The sequence below is a fragment of the Halopseudomonas pelagia genome (assembly GCF_009497895.1).
Classification (GTDB): Bacteria; Pseudomonadota; Gammaproteobacteria; order Pseudomonadales; family Pseudomonadaceae; genus Halopseudomonas; species Halopseudomonas pelagia_A.
Genome location: NZ_CP033116.1, coordinates 1,418,603 through 1,438,642, shown reverse-complemented (window position 1 = coordinate 1,438,642; position 20,040 = coordinate 1,418,603). Strand labels below are relative to the sequence as shown.

17 protein-coding genes are annotated in these 20,040 nt (G+C 57.8%); 8 read left to right on the top strand and 9 right to left on the bottom strand.

Annotated elements, in window-relative coordinates:
- Positions 1 to 37: 37 nt before the first annotated feature.
- A complete protein-coding gene (locus EAO82_RS06805) occupies positions 38 to 370 on the top strand; it encodes an MGMT family protein (protein ID WP_096347458.1) in 333 nt (110 codons plus the stop codon).
- A gap of 19 nt (positions 371 to 389) precedes the next feature.
- Entirely contained in the window at positions 390 to 1,796 is a 1,407-nt protein-coding gene (locus tag EAO82_RS06800) for an AmpG family muropeptide MFS transporter (RefSeq protein ID WP_143520349.1), read from the top strand.
- An 89-nt stretch (positions 1,797 to 1,885) separates the two neighbouring features.
- On the opposite strand, the gene EAO82_RS06795 is transcribed toward EAO82_RS06800, so the two are convergent.
- Both EAO82_RS06795 and EAO82_RS06790 read right to left on the bottom strand, forming a co-directional pair.
- Entirely contained in the window at positions 1,886 to 2,749 is an 864-nt protein-coding gene (locus tag EAO82_RS06795; protein ID WP_096347457.1) for a mechanosensitive ion channel family protein, read from the bottom strand.
- A 19-nt stretch (positions 2,750 to 2,768) separates the two neighbouring features.
- Positions 2,769 to 3,254, bottom strand: coding sequence for a YajQ family cyclic di-GMP-binding protein (locus EAO82_RS06790; protein WP_096347456.1), 486 nt, complete (start codon positions 3,252 to 3,254; stop codon positions 2,769 to 2,771).
- A 104-nt stretch (positions 3,255 to 3,358) separates the two neighbouring features.
- Between EAO82_RS06790 and EAO82_RS06785 the strand changes: the two genes are divergently transcribed.
- The 3 genes from EAO82_RS06785 (at position 3,359) to EAO82_RS06775 (ending at position 5,902) form a co-directional block, all read left to right on the top strand.
- Positions 3,359 to 4,327: a response regulator gene (locus EAO82_RS06785; protein WP_096347455.1), complete on the top strand. Its 969-nt coding sequence runs from the start codon at positions 3,359 to 3,361 to the stop codon at positions 4,325 to 4,327.
- A gap of 2 nt (positions 4,328 to 4,329) precedes the next feature.
- Positions 4,330 to 5,247: a 2-dehydropantoate 2-reductase gene (locus EAO82_RS06780; protein ID WP_231703338.1), complete on the top strand. Its 918-nt coding sequence runs from the start codon at positions 4,330 to 4,332 to the stop codon at positions 5,245 to 5,247.
- A gap of 76 nt (positions 5,248 to 5,323) precedes the next feature.
- A complete protein-coding gene (locus EAO82_RS06775; RefSeq protein ID WP_096347453.1) occupies positions 5,324 to 5,902 on the top strand; it encodes a cob(I)yrinic acid a,c-diamide adenosyltransferase in 579 nt (192 codons plus the stop codon).
- Between the two features lie 52 nt (positions 5,903 to 5,954).
- Here the strand turns inward: EAO82_RS06775 and EAO82_RS06770 are convergent, their stop codons facing one another.
- The 4 genes from EAO82_RS06770 to EAO82_RS06755 all read right to left on the bottom strand — a co-directional run bounded on the left by EAO82_RS06770 (position 5,955) and on the right by EAO82_RS06755 (position 12,030).
- A complete protein-coding gene (locus tag EAO82_RS06770; protein ID WP_096347452.1) occupies positions 5,955 to 7,973 on the bottom strand; it encodes a methyl-accepting chemotaxis protein in 2,019 nt (672 codons plus the stop codon).
- Between the two features lie 188 nt (positions 7,974 to 8,161).
- Positions 8,162 to 8,980, bottom strand: a complete 819-nt coding sequence (gene ampE / locus EAO82_RS06765; RefSeq protein ID WP_096347451.1) for a regulatory signaling modulator protein AmpE — start codon at positions 8,978 to 8,980, stop codon at positions 8,162 to 8,164.
- Complete coding sequence (gene ampD / locus EAO82_RS06760; RefSeq protein WP_096347450.1) at positions 8,977 to 9,558, bottom strand: 1,6-anhydro-N-acetylmuramyl-L-alanine amidase AmpD; 582 nt, start codon at positions 9,556 to 9,558, stop codon at positions 8,977 to 8,979. Before ampD ends, ampE begins: the two co-directional genes overlap by 4 nt.
- A 66-nt stretch (positions 9,559 to 9,624) precedes the next feature.
- Entirely contained in the window at positions 9,625 to 12,030 is a 2,406-nt protein-coding gene (locus tag EAO82_RS06755) for a DUF1631 domain-containing protein (protein ID WP_096347449.1), read from the bottom strand.
- A gap of 424 nt (positions 12,031 to 12,454) precedes the next feature.
- On the opposite strand from EAO82_RS06755, the gene EAO82_RS06750 reads away from it, so the two are divergent.
- Together EAO82_RS06750 and nadC are read left to right on the top strand one after the other, a co-directional pair.
- The gene (locus tag EAO82_RS06750) at positions 12,455 to 13,822 is read left to right on the top strand and encodes an alanine/glycine:cation symporter family protein (protein ID WP_096347448.1); all 1,368 of its coding nucleotides are present in this window, start codon (positions 12,455 to 12,457) and stop codon (positions 13,820 to 13,822) included.
- 93 nt (positions 13,823 to 13,915) lie between these two features.
- Positions 13,916 to 14,764, top strand: coding sequence for a carboxylating nicotinate-nucleotide diphosphorylase (gene nadC, locus EAO82_RS06745; RefSeq protein ID WP_096347447.1), 849 nt, complete (start codon positions 13,916 to 13,918; stop codon positions 14,762 to 14,764).
- A gap of 508 nt (positions 14,765 to 15,272) precedes the next feature.
- Here nadC and EAO82_RS06740 read toward each other — a convergent pair.
- The 3 genes from EAO82_RS06740 to tesB form a co-directional block, all read right to left on the bottom strand.
- A complete protein-coding gene (locus EAO82_RS06740; protein WP_096346680.1) occupies positions 15,273 to 17,309 on the bottom strand; it encodes an LTA synthase family protein in 2,037 nt (678 codons plus the stop codon).
- Positions 17,310 to 17,476: 167 nt separating this feature from the next.
- On the bottom strand, positions 17,477 to 18,064 hold the full coding sequence (locus tag EAO82_RS06735) for an HAD family hydrolase (protein ID WP_096346681.1): 588 nt from the start codon (positions 18,062 to 18,064) through the stop codon (positions 17,477 to 17,479).
- A gap of 3 nt (positions 18,065 to 18,067) precedes the next feature.
- Positions 18,068 to 18,931: an acyl-CoA thioesterase II gene (tesB, locus tag EAO82_RS06730; protein ID WP_096346682.1), complete on the bottom strand. Its 864-nt coding sequence runs from the start codon at positions 18,929 to 18,931 to the stop codon at positions 18,068 to 18,070.
- A gap of 187 nt (positions 18,932 to 19,118) precedes the next feature.
- Between tesB and EAO82_RS06725 the strand changes: the two genes are divergently transcribed.
- On the top strand, positions 19,119 to 20,039 hold the full coding sequence (locus tag EAO82_RS06725; protein ID WP_096346683.1) for a histone deacetylase: 921 nt from the start codon (positions 19,119 to 19,121) through the stop codon (positions 20,037 to 20,039).
- The last annotated feature ends 1 nt before the right edge of the window (position 20,040 follow it).

The window sequence follows — 20,040 nt, the reverse complement described above, 5'->3', positions numbered from 1 at the left end:
TTTGACTAGGGGCTGGACAACAAAGGCGACATTATCCATGTCTGAGAAACGAATACCAGAGGTCAAGCTCGCTACACGCGAGGTTTTCTGGCAGGTGTTGGCGAGCATCCCCCCCGGCAGAGTGACCAGCTATGGCCAGCTGGCGAAGTTGGCGGGCATGGGGCGCGGTGCCAGGCTCGCTGGCCGCTGGCTCGGTCAGTTGCCAGCCGACACCGAGCTTCCGTGGCACCGGGTGCTCAATAGTGTTGGGCAATTGTCGCTCTCCGCCGACAGTCCCTCGGGGCAGGAACAATATCAACGCCTGATGGCGGAAGGTGTCATCATCAACAATCGCCGTGTGGACATGAAAAGGTTCGGGTGGCCGGATTGACCAATTTTACAGGAGCAGCATGAACGAGAATCAGCCCGCCGAGCACGCATCCTCGTCGAACCTATCCCAGACTCCGGTTCAAGCGTCCGAACGTGAAGGTTTACGCGTTTATCTCAACCCGCGTGTTATCGGCATGCTGTTTCTGGGATTCTCCGCCGGCTTGCCGTTGCTGCTGGTAGGCGGCACTTTCAGCGCCTGGCTACGTGATCTTGGCGTGGAGCTGACCGCCATCGGTTTTTTGAGCTGGGTGGGGATTGCCCATTCGATCAAGGTGCTCTGGGCACCCTTGATCGACCGCGCACCCATCCCGCTGCTGAGCCGTTGGCTGGGGCGTCGACGCTCCTGGATGCTGCTGGCGCAGGTTGTGATCGCGATCGCCCTGCTGGGCATGGCCTTTACCGATCCCCGGGAAAATCTGGGATTGGTAGCGCTCTGGGCGGTGCTGGCTGCTTTTGGTTCGGCCTCCCAGGATGTGGCGATAGACGCTTATCGGGTCGAGGCCGAAGCCAAACACCGGCAAGGCGCGATGGCCGCTACCTACGTCACCGGTTACCGCGTAGCCATTCTCGCCGCCGGGGCAGGCGCTCTGCACCTGGCGTCGCTGGAAAACTGGAGCACCGCTTACGCGGTAATGGCGGTGCTGATGGGGGTCGGTTTCATCACCACCTTTATGATCGCTGAACCCAAGGTGCAGGTGACCCAATCCACCGCGCTGTTCGAGGAACGCGTCAGCCAGTATCTGGCGCATACCAGCCACGCGGGATGGCGCCGCAGCCTGACGGCCTGGTTTATCGGCGCGATGGTCTGCCCCTTCGCCGAGTTCTTTCAGCGCTATGGCAAGGCGGCTCTGGTTATTCTGGCGTTTATTGCCACCTTCCGCATCAGCGACATCTTTATGGGCGTGATGGCTAACCCCTTCTACCTGGATCTGGGCTTCAGCAAGGCACAGATTGCCAATATTGCGGCGGCTTTCGGGCTCGGCATGACCTTGTTTGGCGCTGCCATGGGCGGGGTGCTGGTCGCGCGTTTCGGCATCGCGCCGATTCTGCTCGCTACAGCCTTTATGGCGCCGCTCACCAACCTTGCATTCGCCTGGCTGGCCTACATCGGCCCGCAGGACTACGGCCTGATCGTCGCCATCATCGCCGACAATATCACCGGCGGGTTGGCCATCTCGGTGTTCATTGCTTACCTGTCGAGCCTGACCAATACCGCCTATACCGCGACGCAATATGCGCTGTTCAGCTCACTGATGACTCTGCCCGGCCAGTTTGCCGCAGGCTTTACCGGTTTGCTCGCCGCCAACGTAGGCTGGATCGGCTTTTTCATGCTGACGGCACTGACCGGGCTACCGGCCATTGTGCTGGCGTTCATGTTGCTGCGGATGGCGCATCCGGACCGCCTGCGGCGCCCGGGTATCGACTGATCCGGCGCGTTATCCAACGCCCATATCTCTCAACCCCACGAACGAAAAGGCCCGGCATATGCCGGGCCTTCTTCAACTGCGTGCGAGGATCAGGTCTGGGGTTGCTTCTCGGCTTCCCGCGGTGCCGGGTCTGCCACCATATGCAGCGTGCGCTGGGGGAAAGGAATGGAAATGCCGGCCTTGTCGAATTCTTCCTTGGCCAGCTCCTGAAGCTCCCAGAATACACCCCAGAAGTCATCAGTCTTGGTCCACATGCGCAGCGACAGGTCGACTGAGCTCTCACCCAGACCGGTCAACCAGACCACCGGTGCCGGGTCGGTAAACACCCGCTCGTCGGCCTCGGCCAGGCCAAGCAGAATGCGTCTGGCTTGTCTTACATCATCGCCATAATCGATGCCGATATTGATATCCACACGGCGGGTCGGCTGACGCGAGTAGTTGATGATATTGCCATTGGACAGGCTGCCGTTAGGCACCACGATGGTCTTGTTGTCAGGGGTCTTGAGTATGGTGAAAAAGATCTGGATGCTATCAACGGTGCCACCAATGCCTTGGGCTTCGATGTACTCGCCTGCCTTGAACGGCCGGAGGATAAGAATCAGCATGCCGCCAGCAAAGTTAGCCAGGCTGCCCTGCAGCGCCAGACCCACAGCCAGACCGGCCGCACCGATCAAGGCGATGAACGAGGTGGTCTCGATACCAATCATGCCGGCGACGCTGATCACCAGCAGAATCTTCAGGCCGACGCCTACCAGAGTGCCGATAAAGCTGTGCAGAGTGCGGTCCACATTGCGCTTTTCCAGCAGCACATGAACCCCGGAGGTAATGCGCCCGACAACCCACCAGCCAATGGCAAAGGTCACCAGTGCCAACAACACCTGACTACCGTATTGCAGTACTAAAGGCAACCAGGCTTCCGACAATCCCTCCAACTGCACCATCACCTCATCCATGCGCTAAACCTCTTGTATATCAATCGCGAAAATTATTGAACTGCAGTGGCATGTCCAATTCAGCACCACGTAATACCGCCATGACTTCCTGCAAATCGTCACGCTTCTTGCCGGTTACCCGGACCTGCTCACCCTGAATGGCGGCCTGTACCTTGGCCTTGGAATCCTTGATCAAAGAAACGATCTTCTTCGCAAGTTCCTTGTCGATCCCTTCTTTCAATACAACATCCTGCTTGACCTGCTTGCCTGATGCAAAGGCCGGTTTGATTTCCAGACACTGGATATCTATCTTGCGCTTGACCAGACTGAGCTTGAGAATTTCGAGCATCTGTTCCAGTTGGAACTCGGCATCGCCGGTCATATGGACCGTCTGTTCCTTGTCTTTGAACTCGAAATGCCCCTTGCCGCGCAAGTCATAGCGACGCTCAAGGTCTTTCATCGCGTTATCGACCGCGTTGGTCACTTCATGCTTGTCTAGTTCGGAGACCACGTCAAAAGATGGCATGTATATACCTCAAATAAACATCATTTTTATGACATACATTGCAAAACAACAGTATATCCTCGTGGCATTATAACGTAATTAATCAACTGACCTGGAGCCTTGCCATGCCCAACCCGCAACTGAGCATCATGGTGGTGGATGACACCAAGTTCAGCAGTGCGGTAATAGGCCATAACCTGACGCGCGCTGGTTATGCCGATATCCGCTTTGCCAATTCAGCCATGGACGCCTTGGCATTGCATGAAGAACGCCCAGCCAGCGTTATGGTGGCTGATTGGCTGATGCCCGAAATGGACGGGCTGCAGTTGACCACACGCATTCGTCAGGCCGACGAACAAAGCGGTCACTATACTTATGTAGTGCTGTTGACTGCGCGCGAGGGTGACAACGTGCTGAGCGAAGCATTTGATCGGGGCGTGGATGACTTCATCAGCAAGTCAGCGATGAACGAACAACTGCTCCCGCGCATCTACGCCGCTGACCGGATTTCCCAGTTGATCAATCGCCTGCTCGACGAAAACCGCATGCTCGCGGACAACAACTCGCAGCTTGAAGAGCACAATCTGGTAGACAATCTCACTGCCCTTGGCAACCGCCGCTACGCCTTGCAAAGGCTGAACGATGTGCTGCGCAATGTGGACTCACGGGGTGGTATTTGCTGTGTATTGTTACTCGGCGTACAGAATCTTGAAGAGCTGGGTCGCAAGTTGGGCGACAGCGTACAGCAGGAGCTGCTGCGCGGAATTGCCCGGCGCTTGCAGCAATTGGTGCGCCCTACCGACGTCATTGCGCGTGTAGGTAACTCCAACTTTGCCATTGTCACCCTGGCTGAAGACCCTCAGGACTGCAAGCCCAACAGCTTCAAACGGCTGCACGACGGGTTGAATCTCAAAGCGTTCAAGACCAGCGAAGGCTATCTCAGCGTGCGCGCAGGTATGGCCCTTTGTGCCGTTGATAACAAGCACCCCCTGCCGAGCGCCGAAGAACTGCTCGCCACGGTAGAAACAGAACTGGGCAGCGCTTACGAAACCAATTTGGTTACCGAAGTCCGCTGGGCCGCAGCCGAGGCTTGAGCGTGTTTCACGTGTTGGGCGGTGGTAGCCTGGGATTGCTCTGGGCTGCCAGACTTGCCGAGGCCGGCACCGATGTACGGCTGATTCTGCGTGATGCTCAAGCGCTGCAAGCCTGGAAGGCGGCAGGCAGCAGTATTCTGTTTGAACAGGCAAGTAAGCGTAGCCGTATTGCGCTGCAAGCGCAGCTGGCCGACGAGTCCGGTGAACCCATCGATATTTTGATTCTGGCGACCAAAGCGTATTCCGCTCAGAGCGCGCTACACAGCGTCGCTCAGCGCTTGCAGCAGAACGCGTCGATCCTCATGTTGCAGAATGGTATGGGCAGCCAGCAAGCGGCCTCGCGGACTTTCGTGCAGCAACAAGTACTCTATGCAAGCGTTACCGACGGTGCCTGGATGCCAGCCCCACGCCATGTTATCTGGGCCGGCCAGGGCCAGACCCAGATCGGTGACCCCAGTGGCGCTGACTGCCCCCAGTGGCTCAAACACATCGATCAGCAAACTATTAATTGGCAATGGCATACCGATATCCTCGCGGTCCTCTGGCAAAAGCTGGCGGTCAACTGCGCGATCAACCCCTACACGGCGCTGTATGACTGTGACAATGGCCAGGTACCAACTCGTGCCGGCGCGCAATTCCCTCGCTTGATCGACGAACTGCACAGCCTACTCGAACGCCAGGGTGCGAATGTTACGCGGGCAGAACTCGGCAATTACATTGATCAGGTCATCACCCGAACTGCCGTGAACAGTTCCTCCATGCGCCAGGACATCCACGCGCGCAGGCGCACCGAGATCAGCTACATCACCGGCTATGCCTGCGAGGTAGCGCACCAGGCCGGCCTTGCCACGCCGCTGCTGGATCAACTACATGGCGCGCTAAAAACACATCTGGCAACGCTTGGCCTGCCCCCCGACTGAGCGCGAGCTATGCCGCTAGGCTCATTCACGCTAGCATTTGGGTCTTTATCCTCTACCGCAACGAGACCAGACCATCATGGGTTACCGTTTGAGCAAACTTTATACCCGGACCGGCGACGACGGTGACACCGGACTCGCCGATGGCCGTCGCATCGGCAAGGACCATCCGCGTATTGAAGCCATGGGCAGCGTGGATGAACTCAATAGCCAACTGGGAATGCTGATTGCGGACCTGCAGGGCCAACATCTGATCGCGCTCGGTGAAGTACTCGGGCCGATACAGCACCGGCTATTCGATCTGGGCGGTGAACTGGCTGTGCCCGGCTACGAAATCATCGATGCTGCAGATGTGCTGGCGCTGGAAGAGTTGATCGACCATTTCAATGCCGATCTCGAACCGCTGAAAAACTTTATTTTGCCTGGGGGTTCACGCTGCGTTGCAGCCGCGCATCTGGCACGCAGCGTCTGCCGCCGAGCAGAGCGCCGCTACCTGACGCTGGCCAACCATGAGGCCGTCAACGAGCAGGCACCTATCTATTTGAATCGGCTGTCGGACCTGCTGTTCGTCATGGCTCGAACAATTGCCCGCCAAGAGCAAACCCCCGAGGTGCTGTGGGCGCCAAAGCCCAAGCCCGCACCTGAAGCGTCCGAGTGAATACTACATCTGCATGAAAGCACCGGTGCGCGGGAAGCGCACCGGTGTAGGGTTACACGCGGAATGCGCTGATGATGTGCTGCAGATCCTTGACCAGTTGCCCCATACGGTTGCTTGACTGCTCGGCCTGACGGGCGCCTTCGGCGGTTCTTTCACCGGTCTGGTTGATCTGCACAATATTGTGGTCAATATCATGGCTGACGGCCGTCTGCTCCTCAGCCGCGGCGGCAATCTGCTGACTCTGGTCAACAATCTGCGTTACCGATTTGAGGATGTTACCCAAAGCTTCCTGGACCTTGAGCGACGCCTCCACGGTCGAGCCTGTCATGCCGTGACTGGCGCCCATGGCCTTGACCGCACCGCTGACACCTTCCTGCAAGCGGGCAATCATCTGCTCGATTTCTTCGGTGGACTGCTGGGTACGTCGCGCCAATGTGCGCACTTCGTCGGCGACCACAGCAAAGCCACGACCCTGCTCTCCGGCTCGAGCGGCTTCAATGGCCGCATTCAGCGCCAGCAGATTGGTCTGCTCGGCCACACCCTTGATCACTTCCAGTACCCGACTGATGGAGCTGCTGTCATCCGCCAGCTTGTTGATCACCTTGACCGAGTTCTCGATCTCGCCAGCCAGCTTGCCAATACCTTCCACCGAGCTTTCCACCAGCTTGCGACCATTCAGCGTTTCGGTATTCACCTGTTCGGCGCTGGTCACTGCCAATGCGGCACTGCGCGCCACCTCCTGCGAGGTCGCGGACATTTCGTTCATCGCAGTGGCTACTTGCTCAATCTGGGAGCGCTGGGACGCAACAGCATGACTGCTTTCGCTGGAGATGCTTTCTACCTGCTGTGACTGCTGCTGTACCTCACCGGCTGTCTGGCTGACCTGACGTATCAGTTCGCGAATGCGCTCGACGGTGTCGTTGAATTCACTGGCCAATACGCCAAGCTCATCGCGGCTATCTACTTCGACCTGCACGGTCATGTCGCCACCGGCTACCTGGCCCATCAGCACGGACAAGCGCCTGAGCGTGCGCCGCGTAGCCATATAGAAGCCGGCATAGAGATAGATGATCAACAGCCCGACCAGCGTCAACGATACGATCAACACCATCATCGAGCGGAAATTCTCGGCCATGCGCTGCTCAAGCACCTGGGCCAGGGTGTCGAGCATCTCCTGGTTGAACGCGTAGGTTTTATCGATTTCGCTGGTGAGCCGGGCGAAATAGTCCGACCAGGTTCCAGACAAACTGTTGGCCAGGATAATGTCATCTTCAAAGATGCGGATGGCTTCATCCAGGCTCTCAAGACTGGCCTGGGAGTAGGATTGCAGGCCCGCCAGACTGCTATCGGCCAGAACCAGCGCAAGCACTTGCTCATAGTCACTGCGCAGGCGCTGCATCGTTTCGAACAGATCATCCATGTCGCGGCTGGCGTCGGAGTTCAGATAACCCAGGCCCATCGAATAAGCACCCACCGAGCGTCCGTTACCCAGTGACGAGGTGATGTTCGGCGTGACATTGATCAGCAGATCGCTGAGCTGGCGGATATTGCGATCATAATCCTGAGGGAGCCCGGCATAGGCGGCGCTGAAGCTCAGCAGTGAGCTGACTTCACCCAACGCCTGAGTAGACATGGCGCCGCGGTTGCGCACGGACTCGCCCGCAATGCCCTGGTAAACGCTAACCAGCTCGTCGCGCTTGGCTATAAGGTCGGCGGCTTCAGGATCATCGGCATCAAGGGCCAAACCGTTGAGGCCATCGATCACGCTCTTGCGCAAGACTTGAGTACGCTGCTCCAGGTCCTGGGCGTACTCGCCCTGGCCCAACTGCACGTAGATCATGTCCAGATCACGCAAGGCTTCTGCATCGCGCAGAATCGCGGTGTTCTGGCGCAGCAAGGCCATGCTGTCCAGGGCATGCTGGGTGAGCTCCACGCGGTCATAAGCCTGTTGCACCAACATGCTGCTGACAATTCCCAGGGGAATAAAAAACAACACACTGATCAGGCAGAACTTCATGCCGTAACCAAGTCGGTTCATCAACGCTATGGCAGGAGCCATCAGACTATTCACTCAAGACTCTCCTCATGTACAACTGCGTACCGGGGCCATAACAGCCAGGGCAGACCTGACCCAGATACATTTATTTTTATTAGCCAGTAATGGGCTCTGGCATTCTACCGCCAATCGCGTCAGTAACTGTCTCACAGTGACTCTATCGGCAAACATTCACAGTTCTTTAAGCCAATCCACACGACCGGTCAGGCGAGCACGCTGAGAAAAGCAATGGCCACCGCCCAGACAAACAGACAGCGCTGGAGTAATCTGCGTACCGGCGGCATCACCGACCGGTGCTCCACTTCGGTATCGGGGGCGGCCAGGGCCGCTTCTGCACCCTGCCCCGTCACCTGCTCAGCGGACACCTCCCAACTCCGCAGTACCTCGCCGAGCGCCGCGAGCGTGCGTTCAAAATGCCCGACTAGTGCCATACTCAATACCATCAAACGCGCCGGCAGCCATTCCAGAGCATGGACGACCGACGCCGCCAGTGCGCGCAGGGGATGCTCAGCCGGCGTTTGCAGTTGCTGCAGCATCCGATAGGCCATAGCACCGAGTGGACCCAGCAGCAGATACCAGAAGGCCGGCACCAGATAACCCTCACAGACCTCCCACACTACGCGTTTACGCACACTGACAAGCAACTCAACCGAATTCTCGGCACGAATGTTCATATCGCGCTCGGCAACCAGGCTGGCCGCCTCCCGATCGCCGCGCTCCCAGGCCTGCTCGAACTGTGCCGTCATCGCCTGCAAGGGATCATTGCGGCCGACGCATAACAGCAGCACAAAGGTATGCACCAGCAGCGTCAGCACCCCATAGCCGATTCCTCCAACCAGCCAGAGCAACAGACCGACCAGCAAGAGCGGCAGAGCCAGCATGCCCAGCGCTTGCCATTTCGGCCGGGGGGGCGCAGCGGCCACTCGGCGCGCCCAGTTACCCAGCAAGTCCACCGGGAAACCCTTGCGCCACGGGGTAAATTTCAGGATCAGCGCGACCAGCAGCAATACCAGAAAATTCATACTCGTCTCCCACTAGGCACGCCGGGTGCGTCGATCACGCTACAAAGATAGCGCTGCCAGTCAAACGCCGTACCCGGGTCTGTCTTGCGTCCGGGCGCAATAAATTCATGGCCGGTGATTCGGTGAAGCGTAATGGCAGGGAAGGCGCGCTGCAGCACCTTGGTCAAGGCCTGCAGCGCATCGTACTGAAGAGCGGTGTAGGCAAGCTCATCGGTGCCCTCAAGTTCAATGCCGATGGAGTAGTCATTGCACTCCTCGCGCCCAGCATAACGCGAGCGCCCGGCGTGCCAGGCCCGTTTGAAGCACGAGACAAACTGGGTGATAACACCGTCGCGCTCGATCAGAAAGTGTGCGGACACTTTCAGCGGGGAGATTTCTGCGAAATAGGGATGCGCGGTGGGGTCGAGATGCCCCTGGAAGAAAGACTGTACATGTCCGCCGCCAAACTCGCCGGGCGGCAAGCTGATGTTATGGATCACCAACAGCGATACCGCCTGACCCACAGGCCGATCGTTGTGATGCGGGGAAGGACAGTGGTTGACCTCACTGCACCAGCCATCGTGCTCGTTGATCTGCATAGGACTCGTGATTCGCGAAAGACCCTATGCTAGCAGGCCACCCCTGCGGGGAATAGCCTCGCTGAATCAGTTTTTGCTGGCTTGAAGCCGGCGCAGATTACCGATCACCGATTCCAGCGCCCGGTCAAACAATTGGTTATCGTCCAGCAAGCGTACCAGCCCCTGCTCGTAGTGTTGAGCCAGGCTGGTAGCGGTGTACTCGACGACTTTCACACCGCTGCGATTGACGAAAATATACTTGCCGCTGAAGCTGATAATAGCCGCCAGCTTGCAGCGTTGCGCCGGCGCATCGACGGCGGTCATCAATTCGAACCAACTCCCGGTGTGCAGTGCGTCGACCCAGGCCGCCGCTTTTATGTCCGGCAGATCGCCAACCAGCTCCGGCTCGGCTGGTAAGGCCTCAGCCGGAATAATTGGCGCGTCCACTCGGACGGTGGGTACCTCAGGTAATGGCCCCAACTCCGGCGAAGAAGCCACTGGCGTAATACCGGCAACCTGCTCGGTAATATCCAGCTGATTGTCGTCTTGGGCATTCCCAGCATCGTAGAACGCCGGCTGCGCCTCGGCGGCCATCAAGGGCTCCCCGTCATTCGCCTCTGGCTGCGGCGCGGCGCTGGTAGAGGGCGCAGTTTGCTGCGCTGCAGGGACGGGTGACGTCAAACGCGATTGTTGCAGCTGCTGCACCTTCACCAGCAGAGGCGCGCCTTGTTCCGCCCGGAAACCGATCAACTGCAAACCGTCGGCAATCGACTGCCTGACCCGTGCATTAAGCGCCTCCCGCTCAGCGGGTGCACCGTCACCCAGCGGCTCGATACTTTCGAGCATCTGTTCCGCAGCTCGCTTGACCTCACGCCAGGCCTCAGAGTCATGACCCTCACGCAGACAGGTCATCTGCATTACCTGGCTCCAGGTATCGCGCAACAGATCCACCGCAAAAACCGGAAGCGTCCTGCCCATCAATAGCTCATTCAAGCTCAAGGCTACCTGGGTTCGCGCCGACTCAATGCGTGCCCTGCCCTCTTCGGCATCACGAGTGCGCTGCTCCAATCGTTCCGAGCGGCGTTTCTCGACGTTGATGAAGCCCGCCAGCTCAGTGTGCAGAGAGGCAAACAGCTCCGGATCCGGCTCTGGCTGATCAAGCAGCCGTTGCACGATGCTTTCCAGCAGTGCGTGCAATTGATCACGGCGCAAATCGTCCTGGTCACTCCAGCCCATGGTGGAGCGCGCCAGCTCATTGAGCAGGCGCCGCGCCGGATGACTGGACTGGCTGAAAAAACGCTTGTCGGCGATGGCCACGCGCAGGATAGGCAGCTGCAGACGACCAATCATCGCCTTGACTGCGGCAGGCAACTCGGGATCATCAAGGATGAAATCAAACAGCATGGAAACCAGGCTGATGACGTCATCATCCACCCGCTCCAGTGAACGGGATTGGCCATGCTGATCGCGCTGGCGCCGCAGCAGTTGATTGATTTGAGCACGCATGTCCAGCCGCTGGCTGGCGTCATCGGCAGCATCCAGGCTCGACAAGTCAGCCAGCATGCCGAGCAACTCGTTACTGCGCAGCGTTTGGGTAGATGGCGAACCCATGGAAGATAAGGCCGCATCGCCGCTGGCATGACGCCAGTTGCCAATCAGCTCGCTGAACATGGAGAGCACTTGCTGATGCTCGGCGAAATCCTGCTGGCCGCCTTCTGCTTGCCGATAAGCCTGGCCCGCCACAGGGGCTGACCCCGTTATGCGTGCAGCAGCCTGACGGCCCGCAGTATTTTTCAGATCCGGCAGCACGCCAGAGAGGATCAGTTGCTTGTTGACCTCATCATAAAATCCATCCACCTGATTGAACACATAGCGCTCAAACAGCTTGAAAATAATCAACCGCACCTTGATGTCGAGCTCCATCTCGGACAACGCCCCGACGAAGACCTGCGACAACATGGCTGGACCGATAGGCAAATCACGGTCATCGACCCGGCGTTTGACCAGGCTGTTAAAGCGAATTGACAGATGCGAGAGCGAGGCCTTGTTGCGCGTTACCGCACGGCCGATCATGCTATCGAGCGCGACCGTTTCCTCCAGCTCATCGGGCTGCACCAATGACAAGCTGTCGAGTTCGAAGTTATGAATGGAGGTAGTAACTGGCTTGTCGGCATCCTGATTGAGCGCTTCGAGCTCGCGCATCAAACCATGGCAACAATCCTTGGTGATCTTGTGCCGCTGCAAACGTACCGCGCGCATGGCTTCAAAAAACAGCGTCTGCTCATTATTGCTACCAGCACGATCAGCCATCTCAAACAGGCTGTCATCGGCATTATCAAACAGGGTGGTCAGGCTCAACTTGATAAAGTCGACCGCCTGTTTGCGCACCGGCATCAAGGGCGACGGAAGGTTGGACGGCCTGTTCGGATCAAAGCCGCCCGCACCGATTTCACCGGCGGAGGTGATGGGAACAATTTTAGGATCGCGGGCCATACATACTCCCCGGGCAGTGTGGTACTGCCTTAAAAACGCCAACAGGACTCAGCTCAAAAGAATTTCCCAGGGCTCAACGCTGTCACCTTTCACATCCTGTGATGTTGCCTTCCGCACGTCATGAATATGGCGTCAATTTTAAAATCAGTATACAGCCATTTAGCGTCCCGACATTGCCATGCGCTCATTCCTTGACCAAGTTCACACTCTTATTGGGCGGCAAGGTCCTTACCTAGACGCATTCCTGTAACAATTGGACGATCTCAGGCAGGCCAGAAACGCTCAAGAACGCCATGCTGTCGCAGCCCGATCAAGGCAGAATCGCCAATACTGGTTTACCCTGATCTTGGGACTCACTATTTGCGCCAGACCCAACAGCCGTAAAAAACCAAGACTATAACAAATCGCTGGAGAGCCGAATAAAATGGAATCACTCATAGGAATAATCAGCGCCATCAACGGCGTGGTGTGGGGGCCAGCCATGCTGATACTGCTGGCTGGTACAGGCCTCTACCTCACCCTGGGCCTTAAACTGACGCCGCAACGCAAGCTCATCTACGGCTTCAAGATGCTGTGGCGTGGTCGGAAAAGCACCGAAGAAGGTGACATCAGCCCGTTTAACGCGTTGATGACAGCGCTTTCTGCCACCGTCGGTACCGGTAACATTGCCGGTGTTGCCACCGCCGTGTTCTTCGGCGGCCCTGGCGCTTTGTTTTGGATGTGGGTTATCGCATTAGTGGGTATGGCTACCAAGTTCTGCGAAGCGACGCTGGCCGTTCATTACCGCGAAAAAGACGCTAACGGCAACCATGTTGGCGGCCCCATGTACTACATCAAGAACGGGCTAGGCGTTAAGTGGAAATGGCTGGGCGTACTTTTCGCCATCTTCGGCATGCTCGCCGGATTTGGTATTGGTAATACCATCCAGTCCAACTCGGTAGCCGATGCGCTGCAGAGTACCTTCGGCATTCAGCCGCTGGTAACCGGTATCGTTATCGCCGTGCTGGTTGCACTGGTGCTGATTGGCGGTATCAAGCGTATTGGTGACGTGGCGGGCAAACTGGTGCCGATCATGGCGATTTTCTACGTGGGTGGCGGCCTGATCATTCTGATCATGCACGCTGACCGCCTGCCGGAAGCTTTCAGCCTGATCTTCTACCACGCGTTTAACCCGATTGCGGCCGCTGGCGGCTTTGCCGGCGCGACCATCTGGGCGGCCATGCGATTCGGTATTGCCCGCGGCGTGTTTTCTAACGAAGCAGGTCTGGGCAGCGCTCCTATTGCCCACGCAGCCGCACAAACCAAGGATCCGATTCGCCAGGGCACCGTCGCGATGCTGGGTACCTTTATCGATACCATCATCATTTGCTCCATCACCGGCCTGGTGATCATGGTCACCGGCGCTTGGCAAAGCGGTGAGAATGGCGCATCCATGTCTGCACTGGCCTTCAACGAAGGTCTTCCAGGCGGCTGGGGTCAGTACATTGTGAGTATTGGTCTGGCAGTGTTCGCGTTCACCACCATCATTGGCTGGAGTTTCTATGGCGAAAAGTGCACCCAGTTCCTGTTCGGTGAGAAATCCAATATTCCGTTCCGGGTACTCTGGGTTCTGGCCATCCCGCTGGGCACGCTGCCGATCATTGATCTGGGCAGTCTGTGGCTGGTCGCCGATACGCTGAATGCAATGATGGCGATTCCCAACCTGGTCGCACTCTTGCTGCTTAGCCCTGTGGTCTTCAAGCTGACCAAGGACTACTTCAACAACCCGGCGAACCTGTTGAAAAACAACTAAGCTAACGCTGTGATACCCGCCCTTCCCGGGGCGGGTATTTTCTTTCTTATCGGGTATACTCGCCGGCTGATGCCGATCCGCGACGGAGCCCGTATGCCAAACCTGACCCTCGACACCCTGCAGCAAACCATCATTGACGATGTGCGTCGTGCGCTGGCAGAAGATGTTGGCTCCGGCGATATAACCGCATCGCTGATCCCCGAAGACCGTCAGGCCACCGCGACTATTCTGACCCGCGAAGCAGCTATTCTGTGTGGTACCGCTTGGGCCGATGAGGTTTTCCGTCAAGTGGATCCGGCGATCACCGTGCAATGGCTGGTCAACGACGGCGAGCCGATGCAACCCGACCAGATATTCTGCAAGCTCAGCGGTCCCGCCCGCGGACTGCTCACGGCCGAACGCAGCGCCATGAACTTCATCCAGACCCTGTCAGCCACAGCAACGCGCAGCCGCTACTTCGCTTCACTGGTGGAAGGCACCTCGGTACGATTGCTGGACACCCGCAAAACCCTACCTGGGCTGCGCATGGCACAGAAATACGCCGTCACCTGCGGCGGCTGCCACAATCACCGCATCGGTCTGTTCGACGCTTTCCTAATCAAGGAAAATCATATTGCTGCCTGTGGCGGCATTGCCGAAGCCGTCGCCCAGGCTCGCAACCTGGCGCCGGGCAAGCCGGTAGAAGTCGAAGTGGAAAATCTGGACGAGATGCAGCAGGCTCTGTCTGCCGGGGCCGACATCATCATGCTCGACGAGCTGAGCCACGATGACATGCGTGAGGCTGTGGCACAGACTGCTGGACGTGCGTCATTGGAAGCATCCGGCGGCATCACAGAAACGTCCCTGCGCAGCGTGGCCGAGACCGGGGTGGACTTTATCTCCATTGGCACGCTGACCAAAGACATCAAGGCTGTGGACCTGTCTATGCGGCTAACTATGTAGCTTGGGGCTTGTGGCTTGTGGCTTGTGGCTTGTGGTTTGTGGTTTGTGGCTTGTGGCTTGTGGCTTGTGATTCTGGCTCGGCGTGCAAGGTTTCAGCGCCCCTGCCCCTGTGCGTGGCACGCTCCAAGCCGTCCATGGGGCTCGTCATCGCACATCCCTGTGCTCTGACGGCCACACACAGGGGCAGGGGCGCTGAAACCGAATGACTATCTAGTATCCTTCAACAACTCCGCCAACATCATCTCTCTAACTTAACTCTGGGGTTTATTTCCGAACACTCCTATGCCCAGTGGTGCAGCCTTGCAACGTCCCCTCCATGACCGTCAGAGCACAGGGATGTGCGATGACGAGCCCCAGGGATGGCTGGTAGCGTGTCATGGAGGGGACGTTGTAAGGCTGCGCCCACACCCGACCACTCCCTAAACGCAATAAAATCCCGCCAGAAAAAGCAAACCCGAGAAGAAAATAACCCGGCCGAAGCCGGGTTATTTGGATCACAAGTAGCTAATCAGTCCCTCACATTCTCATACATCATAAAGCGCGAGGTCTCATACAACCCCCGGGTAAGGGGCAGTAATCGCTGATACTCCTCGGGATGCTCCTCCGCCACGTTGTCCAGCGGCGTCATGGAGTTCAAATCATGCAGGCTGGGCTCGGTACCGTCGTAGTTCATCTGCAACAGGAAGTCCTTACTGACCGCACCAATCAGCGGGAAGGTGCCCTCGCGAAGCACCACTGGCACTACGCGCTCGCCCTCCGGTGAGGGTTGCAGCACATCGCGGCCCATGGTCCGATTGTCATATTCCTTGCCCAACAGGCTCGTAATGGTCGGCAACAGATCCGCCAGCCCCACTGCCTCATCAAACTCGCGAGGCGGTAGCAGCTTGGGAGCGTAGATCAACAGCGGCACGTTATTGCTTTCCAGTCCCAATTGATCAAACGCCGGCTTCATGAAATCGATATTGGCAATGCGCGTATTGTGATCACCAAACATTACGAAGATGGTGTTATCGAAATAACCACCCTCTTTGGCCAGTTCAATCATGCGGCCCAGGTTAAAGTCCAGCAGCCGCGCAGCATTGTACTGAGCCACACTGCGTGATCCCGCAGCCTCTACTTCCTCTAGAGAGCGCTCAATAGCCTCGAAGCCGTCATTCTCTGCAGGAATGGTGAACGGCCGGTGATTGCCCGCCGTCTGGATATAAGCGAAGAAAGGTTCATCCTTGGGCAGGCTTCGCAGAATCTGATCGGTTTCCTTGAACAGGTCCAGATCCGAAATACCCCAGACATCAACATTTTTGGCTTTCCAGCCTCCTTCCTCGTACAACTTCACGCCATCAATACTCTGACGTATCAGCGCATTCATGTTTGCCCAGCCGGAGTTGCCGCCGATGGTGTAGATCTTGTTATAACCCTCAAGCGCATTGATCAAGGTATGTTGATTGGTGATCAGCGGATTACGCGTAGCGGTTTCGGAGCGCGACACATCAGGAATCCCGGTAATGCTCGCCCAAACGGTTTTGGCGGTGCCGGTTACAGGCACGTAGAAATGCCGGAAGAACCAGCTTTCCTGGGCCATGCGGTCAATATTAGGGGTTGGGTTCAACGGGTTGCCGTACGCCCCCACGGCAGTGGTGCCCAAGGATTCGAGCATGACGAAGACCACATTGGGCGGCTGCGTCACATCCAGGCGATGCGGCTGAACGCCCACCTCACGGTTGAGAGTGAGCTGGTCAATATCTGGATTTTCAACACCGAGATAACGGCTAACGGTCGGGTAGTGCTCGCGCACCTGATCCAGATCGTAACGCTCCTGAGGCACGCTCAGCGTGTCATAGAAGAACAGCACCGGGTTCAGACCCAGCGCGCCTAGTTCGCTATCGCCTGCGAAAAACGCATCACTCCAGCGCAAGGGAACCGGGTTCTGCAAGTTGATATTGGTGTAACGCCCAAGAAGCGCCAGGAACACCAAAATCACCATGACCACGCTGCCCAGAATCCGTGACCAGAGCGGGATAACGGTTTTTGGCTTGTCGAGGGTGACCTTCTCCAGGCGGACAAATGCCCAAACCGAAATCAACAGCGTGGCCAGCCAGCCCAGCGTAATCCAGATAACCGGGTAGCTTTCCCAGACCATTTGCTGAGAGATGCCTGCATCAGCAATAAACTTGAGCGCGGAGGCATTGAGGCGCACGCCCAGATAGGCGTAGTGGCCGAAATCTAGAATGTACATCAACAATAGAATGGCCAGTGCCAGCACCAGATAGATACGCGCCACCCAGCGCAGCAGGCTTGAACGGACACTGTTCCACACTGGCAGCCAGGCCAGCAGCATGGCGGGGAACATCAGCAGGATGGCCAGGCGCAGGTCAAAGCGTGCGCCAATACTCAAGGTTTCCAGAATCACGCCTCTGGACTGCTCCGCTCCCGGTGTAACGGACGAGAAGCCAAAATAGAATACGGCCCGCAAGGCGACCAGCAAAACAAAAAGGATCGCCACACCACCAACGAAATAGTGCAGACGACGCGATCTTAACCAGGCCATGGAGGCTCCTAGTGAAACGGTTAAATGAGGGTGCGTTGGTTCATTGCGGTCAGCCGAAACTCAGCCAACAAGCGTTGCTAATAAAAATGAGGTCACGCCACCGCTTGGCAGCAGAGCACTGTATCGCCGAGCACTGGGTTGAGCAAGAGGCGGCTAGAGGGCTAGCGCTAGGGTGGCGTCAGTTGCGCCATGAGTTCACGACAGTCCACAACGTGCCAATCAGCCAAGTCGGGCCATTGATTGTCGGCATGCACCAGGCAAGTGCGGCAACCCGCTGCCCGGCCAGCCTCAAGATCGAAACGAAAGTCGCCGACCATAACCGCCTGCGAGCCAGACACTGACCAGCCTTCAAGAAGCTGCTGAATACCATCCGGATCCGGCTTGGGCAGCGCCTCGGCACGCCCGAGGATATGCTCGGGGGCAAAACAGTCCAACACCCCGACGACCTCGAGCGAAGACCTGGCGACTTGCTGAAGGTTGCGCGTCAGAATGCCAACCTGGCGATCTGTTTCGTGCAGATACCTTATCAGCTCGGCAGCGCCGGGCGCTGCCCGTACATCGGCTGCAAGACGCATCTCGATCGCATCCAATTCGGCGGCCAGTTGTTCGCGTTCGGTCAACGGCCGGCTGGCAATAAACTCAAGAATGTCCTCTTCAGCCGGGACGCCGAGCTCGCGGCGAATCGCAGCAAAATCGTGCTGCGCTAGCGTCAGCGTGCCGTCCAGATCAAATACCCATGCCTGCAAATCATGCATGACTCAATCCTGAATCTGGCGCATCAGTGATTCCTGGGTAATGGAAGCTACCAGCAGGCCGTCACGATTGAAGATCTGCCCGCGGGACAGGCCGCGCGAACCGCTCGCCGACGGACTGTCCATCGCATACAGCAGCCAGTCGTCCATGCGTAGCGGCTGGTGATACCAGATGGAGTGGTCAAGACTTGCCACCTGCATCTTGCGCGACCAGGACGACACCGCATGGGGCAGCATCGCGGTACCCAGCAAATGGAAATCCGAGGCATAGGCCAGCAGGTAGCGGTGCAGCTGCGGGTCATCCGGCAGACGGCCATCGGCGCGGAACCACATATGCCGAACCGGCTTGGCCTTCTGCGGCTCAAAAGGGTTAAACACTTCCACCGGGCGAATTTCGATCGGCTTGTCGACCAGCACCTTCTCGCGCACCTTGGCGTTGATCAGGTGTTGCTGATCGCGGGTGATCTCGGTTTCATTGCGCAGCTCGTCGGGGCCCGGCACGTTCGGCATCTCAGCCTGATGGGTATAACCTTCCTCATCGCCCTGGAATGAGCAGATCATGGTGAAGATCGGCTTGCCCTTCTGGATCGCCTGTACGCGCCGGGTGGTAAAACTGCCGCCATCACGCAGCGGATCCACCTGATAGATAATCGGCAAGGTCGCATCGCCGGGGCGCAGAAAATAACCGTGCACCGAATGGACGTGGCGCAGCGCATCGACCGTCTGACTGGCAGCGGACAGCGATTGGCCGAGCACTTGGCCGCCAAAGAGTTGTTTGAATCCCAGATCCTGGCTCATGCCCCGGAACAGATTCTCTTCAATTTTCTCCAGCGCCAACAGGCTTACCAGATCATCCAGCATGTGCGACATAGTGCGTGGTTCCTCGACGACAGCCGGCCCACAAGACCGGAAACGAAATAAAAGCGCTGCGACAGAATGTCACCCAGCGGGACATTCTAACCGCTAAAGCGTCGCTTTTGGTAACGCCTGTGCGGTTGTTGCCAGCTGCACCGCTGAATCATACTGGCGGCTGATTATCTACACGCGAGGAGTATGGATGGATCTGCCGCTGGTCTACCATCCGGATTACAGCTTTGACTTCCCGGCAGCTCACCGCTTTCCGATGGACAAGTTCGTGCGCCTGCACGACCACCTGCGCGCGAGCGGTACACTGCACGACGGCAACCTGCACTTGCCGCCGATTTGTCCGGACGAACTGCTCGCCCTCGCCCATGACCCGGACTACGTGTCACGCTTCCATGATGCCAGCCTGGCCGCCCAGGAGCTGCGGCGCATGGGCTTGCCCTGGAGCGAGCCACTGGTTCGCCGAACTACGCGAGCGGTGGGCGGATCAATCCTGACTGCTGAGCTGGCGATGGAGCATGGGCTGGCCTGTCACCTGGCGGGCGGTACCCATCACGCTCACTATGATTTTGCGTCCGGCTTCTGCATATTTAATGATTTGGCGATCATCAGCCGCTATATGCTAGCCAGCGGCAAGGTGCAGCGGGTGCTGATCTTCGATTGCGATGTGCATCAGGGCGACGGTACCGCGCGAATTCTCGAGCACGACGCCGACGCCATCACCGTCTCGCTACACTGCGAAAACAACTTTCCCGCACGCAAAGCCCAGAGCGACTGGGATATTCCCTTGCCCCGGCACCTGGATGATGACGGCTATATCCGCATTGTCGATGACGTGCTCAATTATCTGCTGCCACTCTATCAGCCTGATCTGGTGCTCTATGATGCTGGCGTGGATGTGCATCAGCAGGACGCGCTGGGCTATCTGAACCTCACCGATGACGGCATAGCGCGCCGGGATCGTCAGGTTATCGATCATTGCCTGGCCCGCGACATTCCGGTGTGCGCGGTAATCGGTGGCGGCTATGACCGAGATCGCGCCGCCCTCGCCCGCCGCCACGGTATTCTGCATCACAGCGCGCAGCAGATTTGGCGTGAGCGGGGATTGGGTTAAA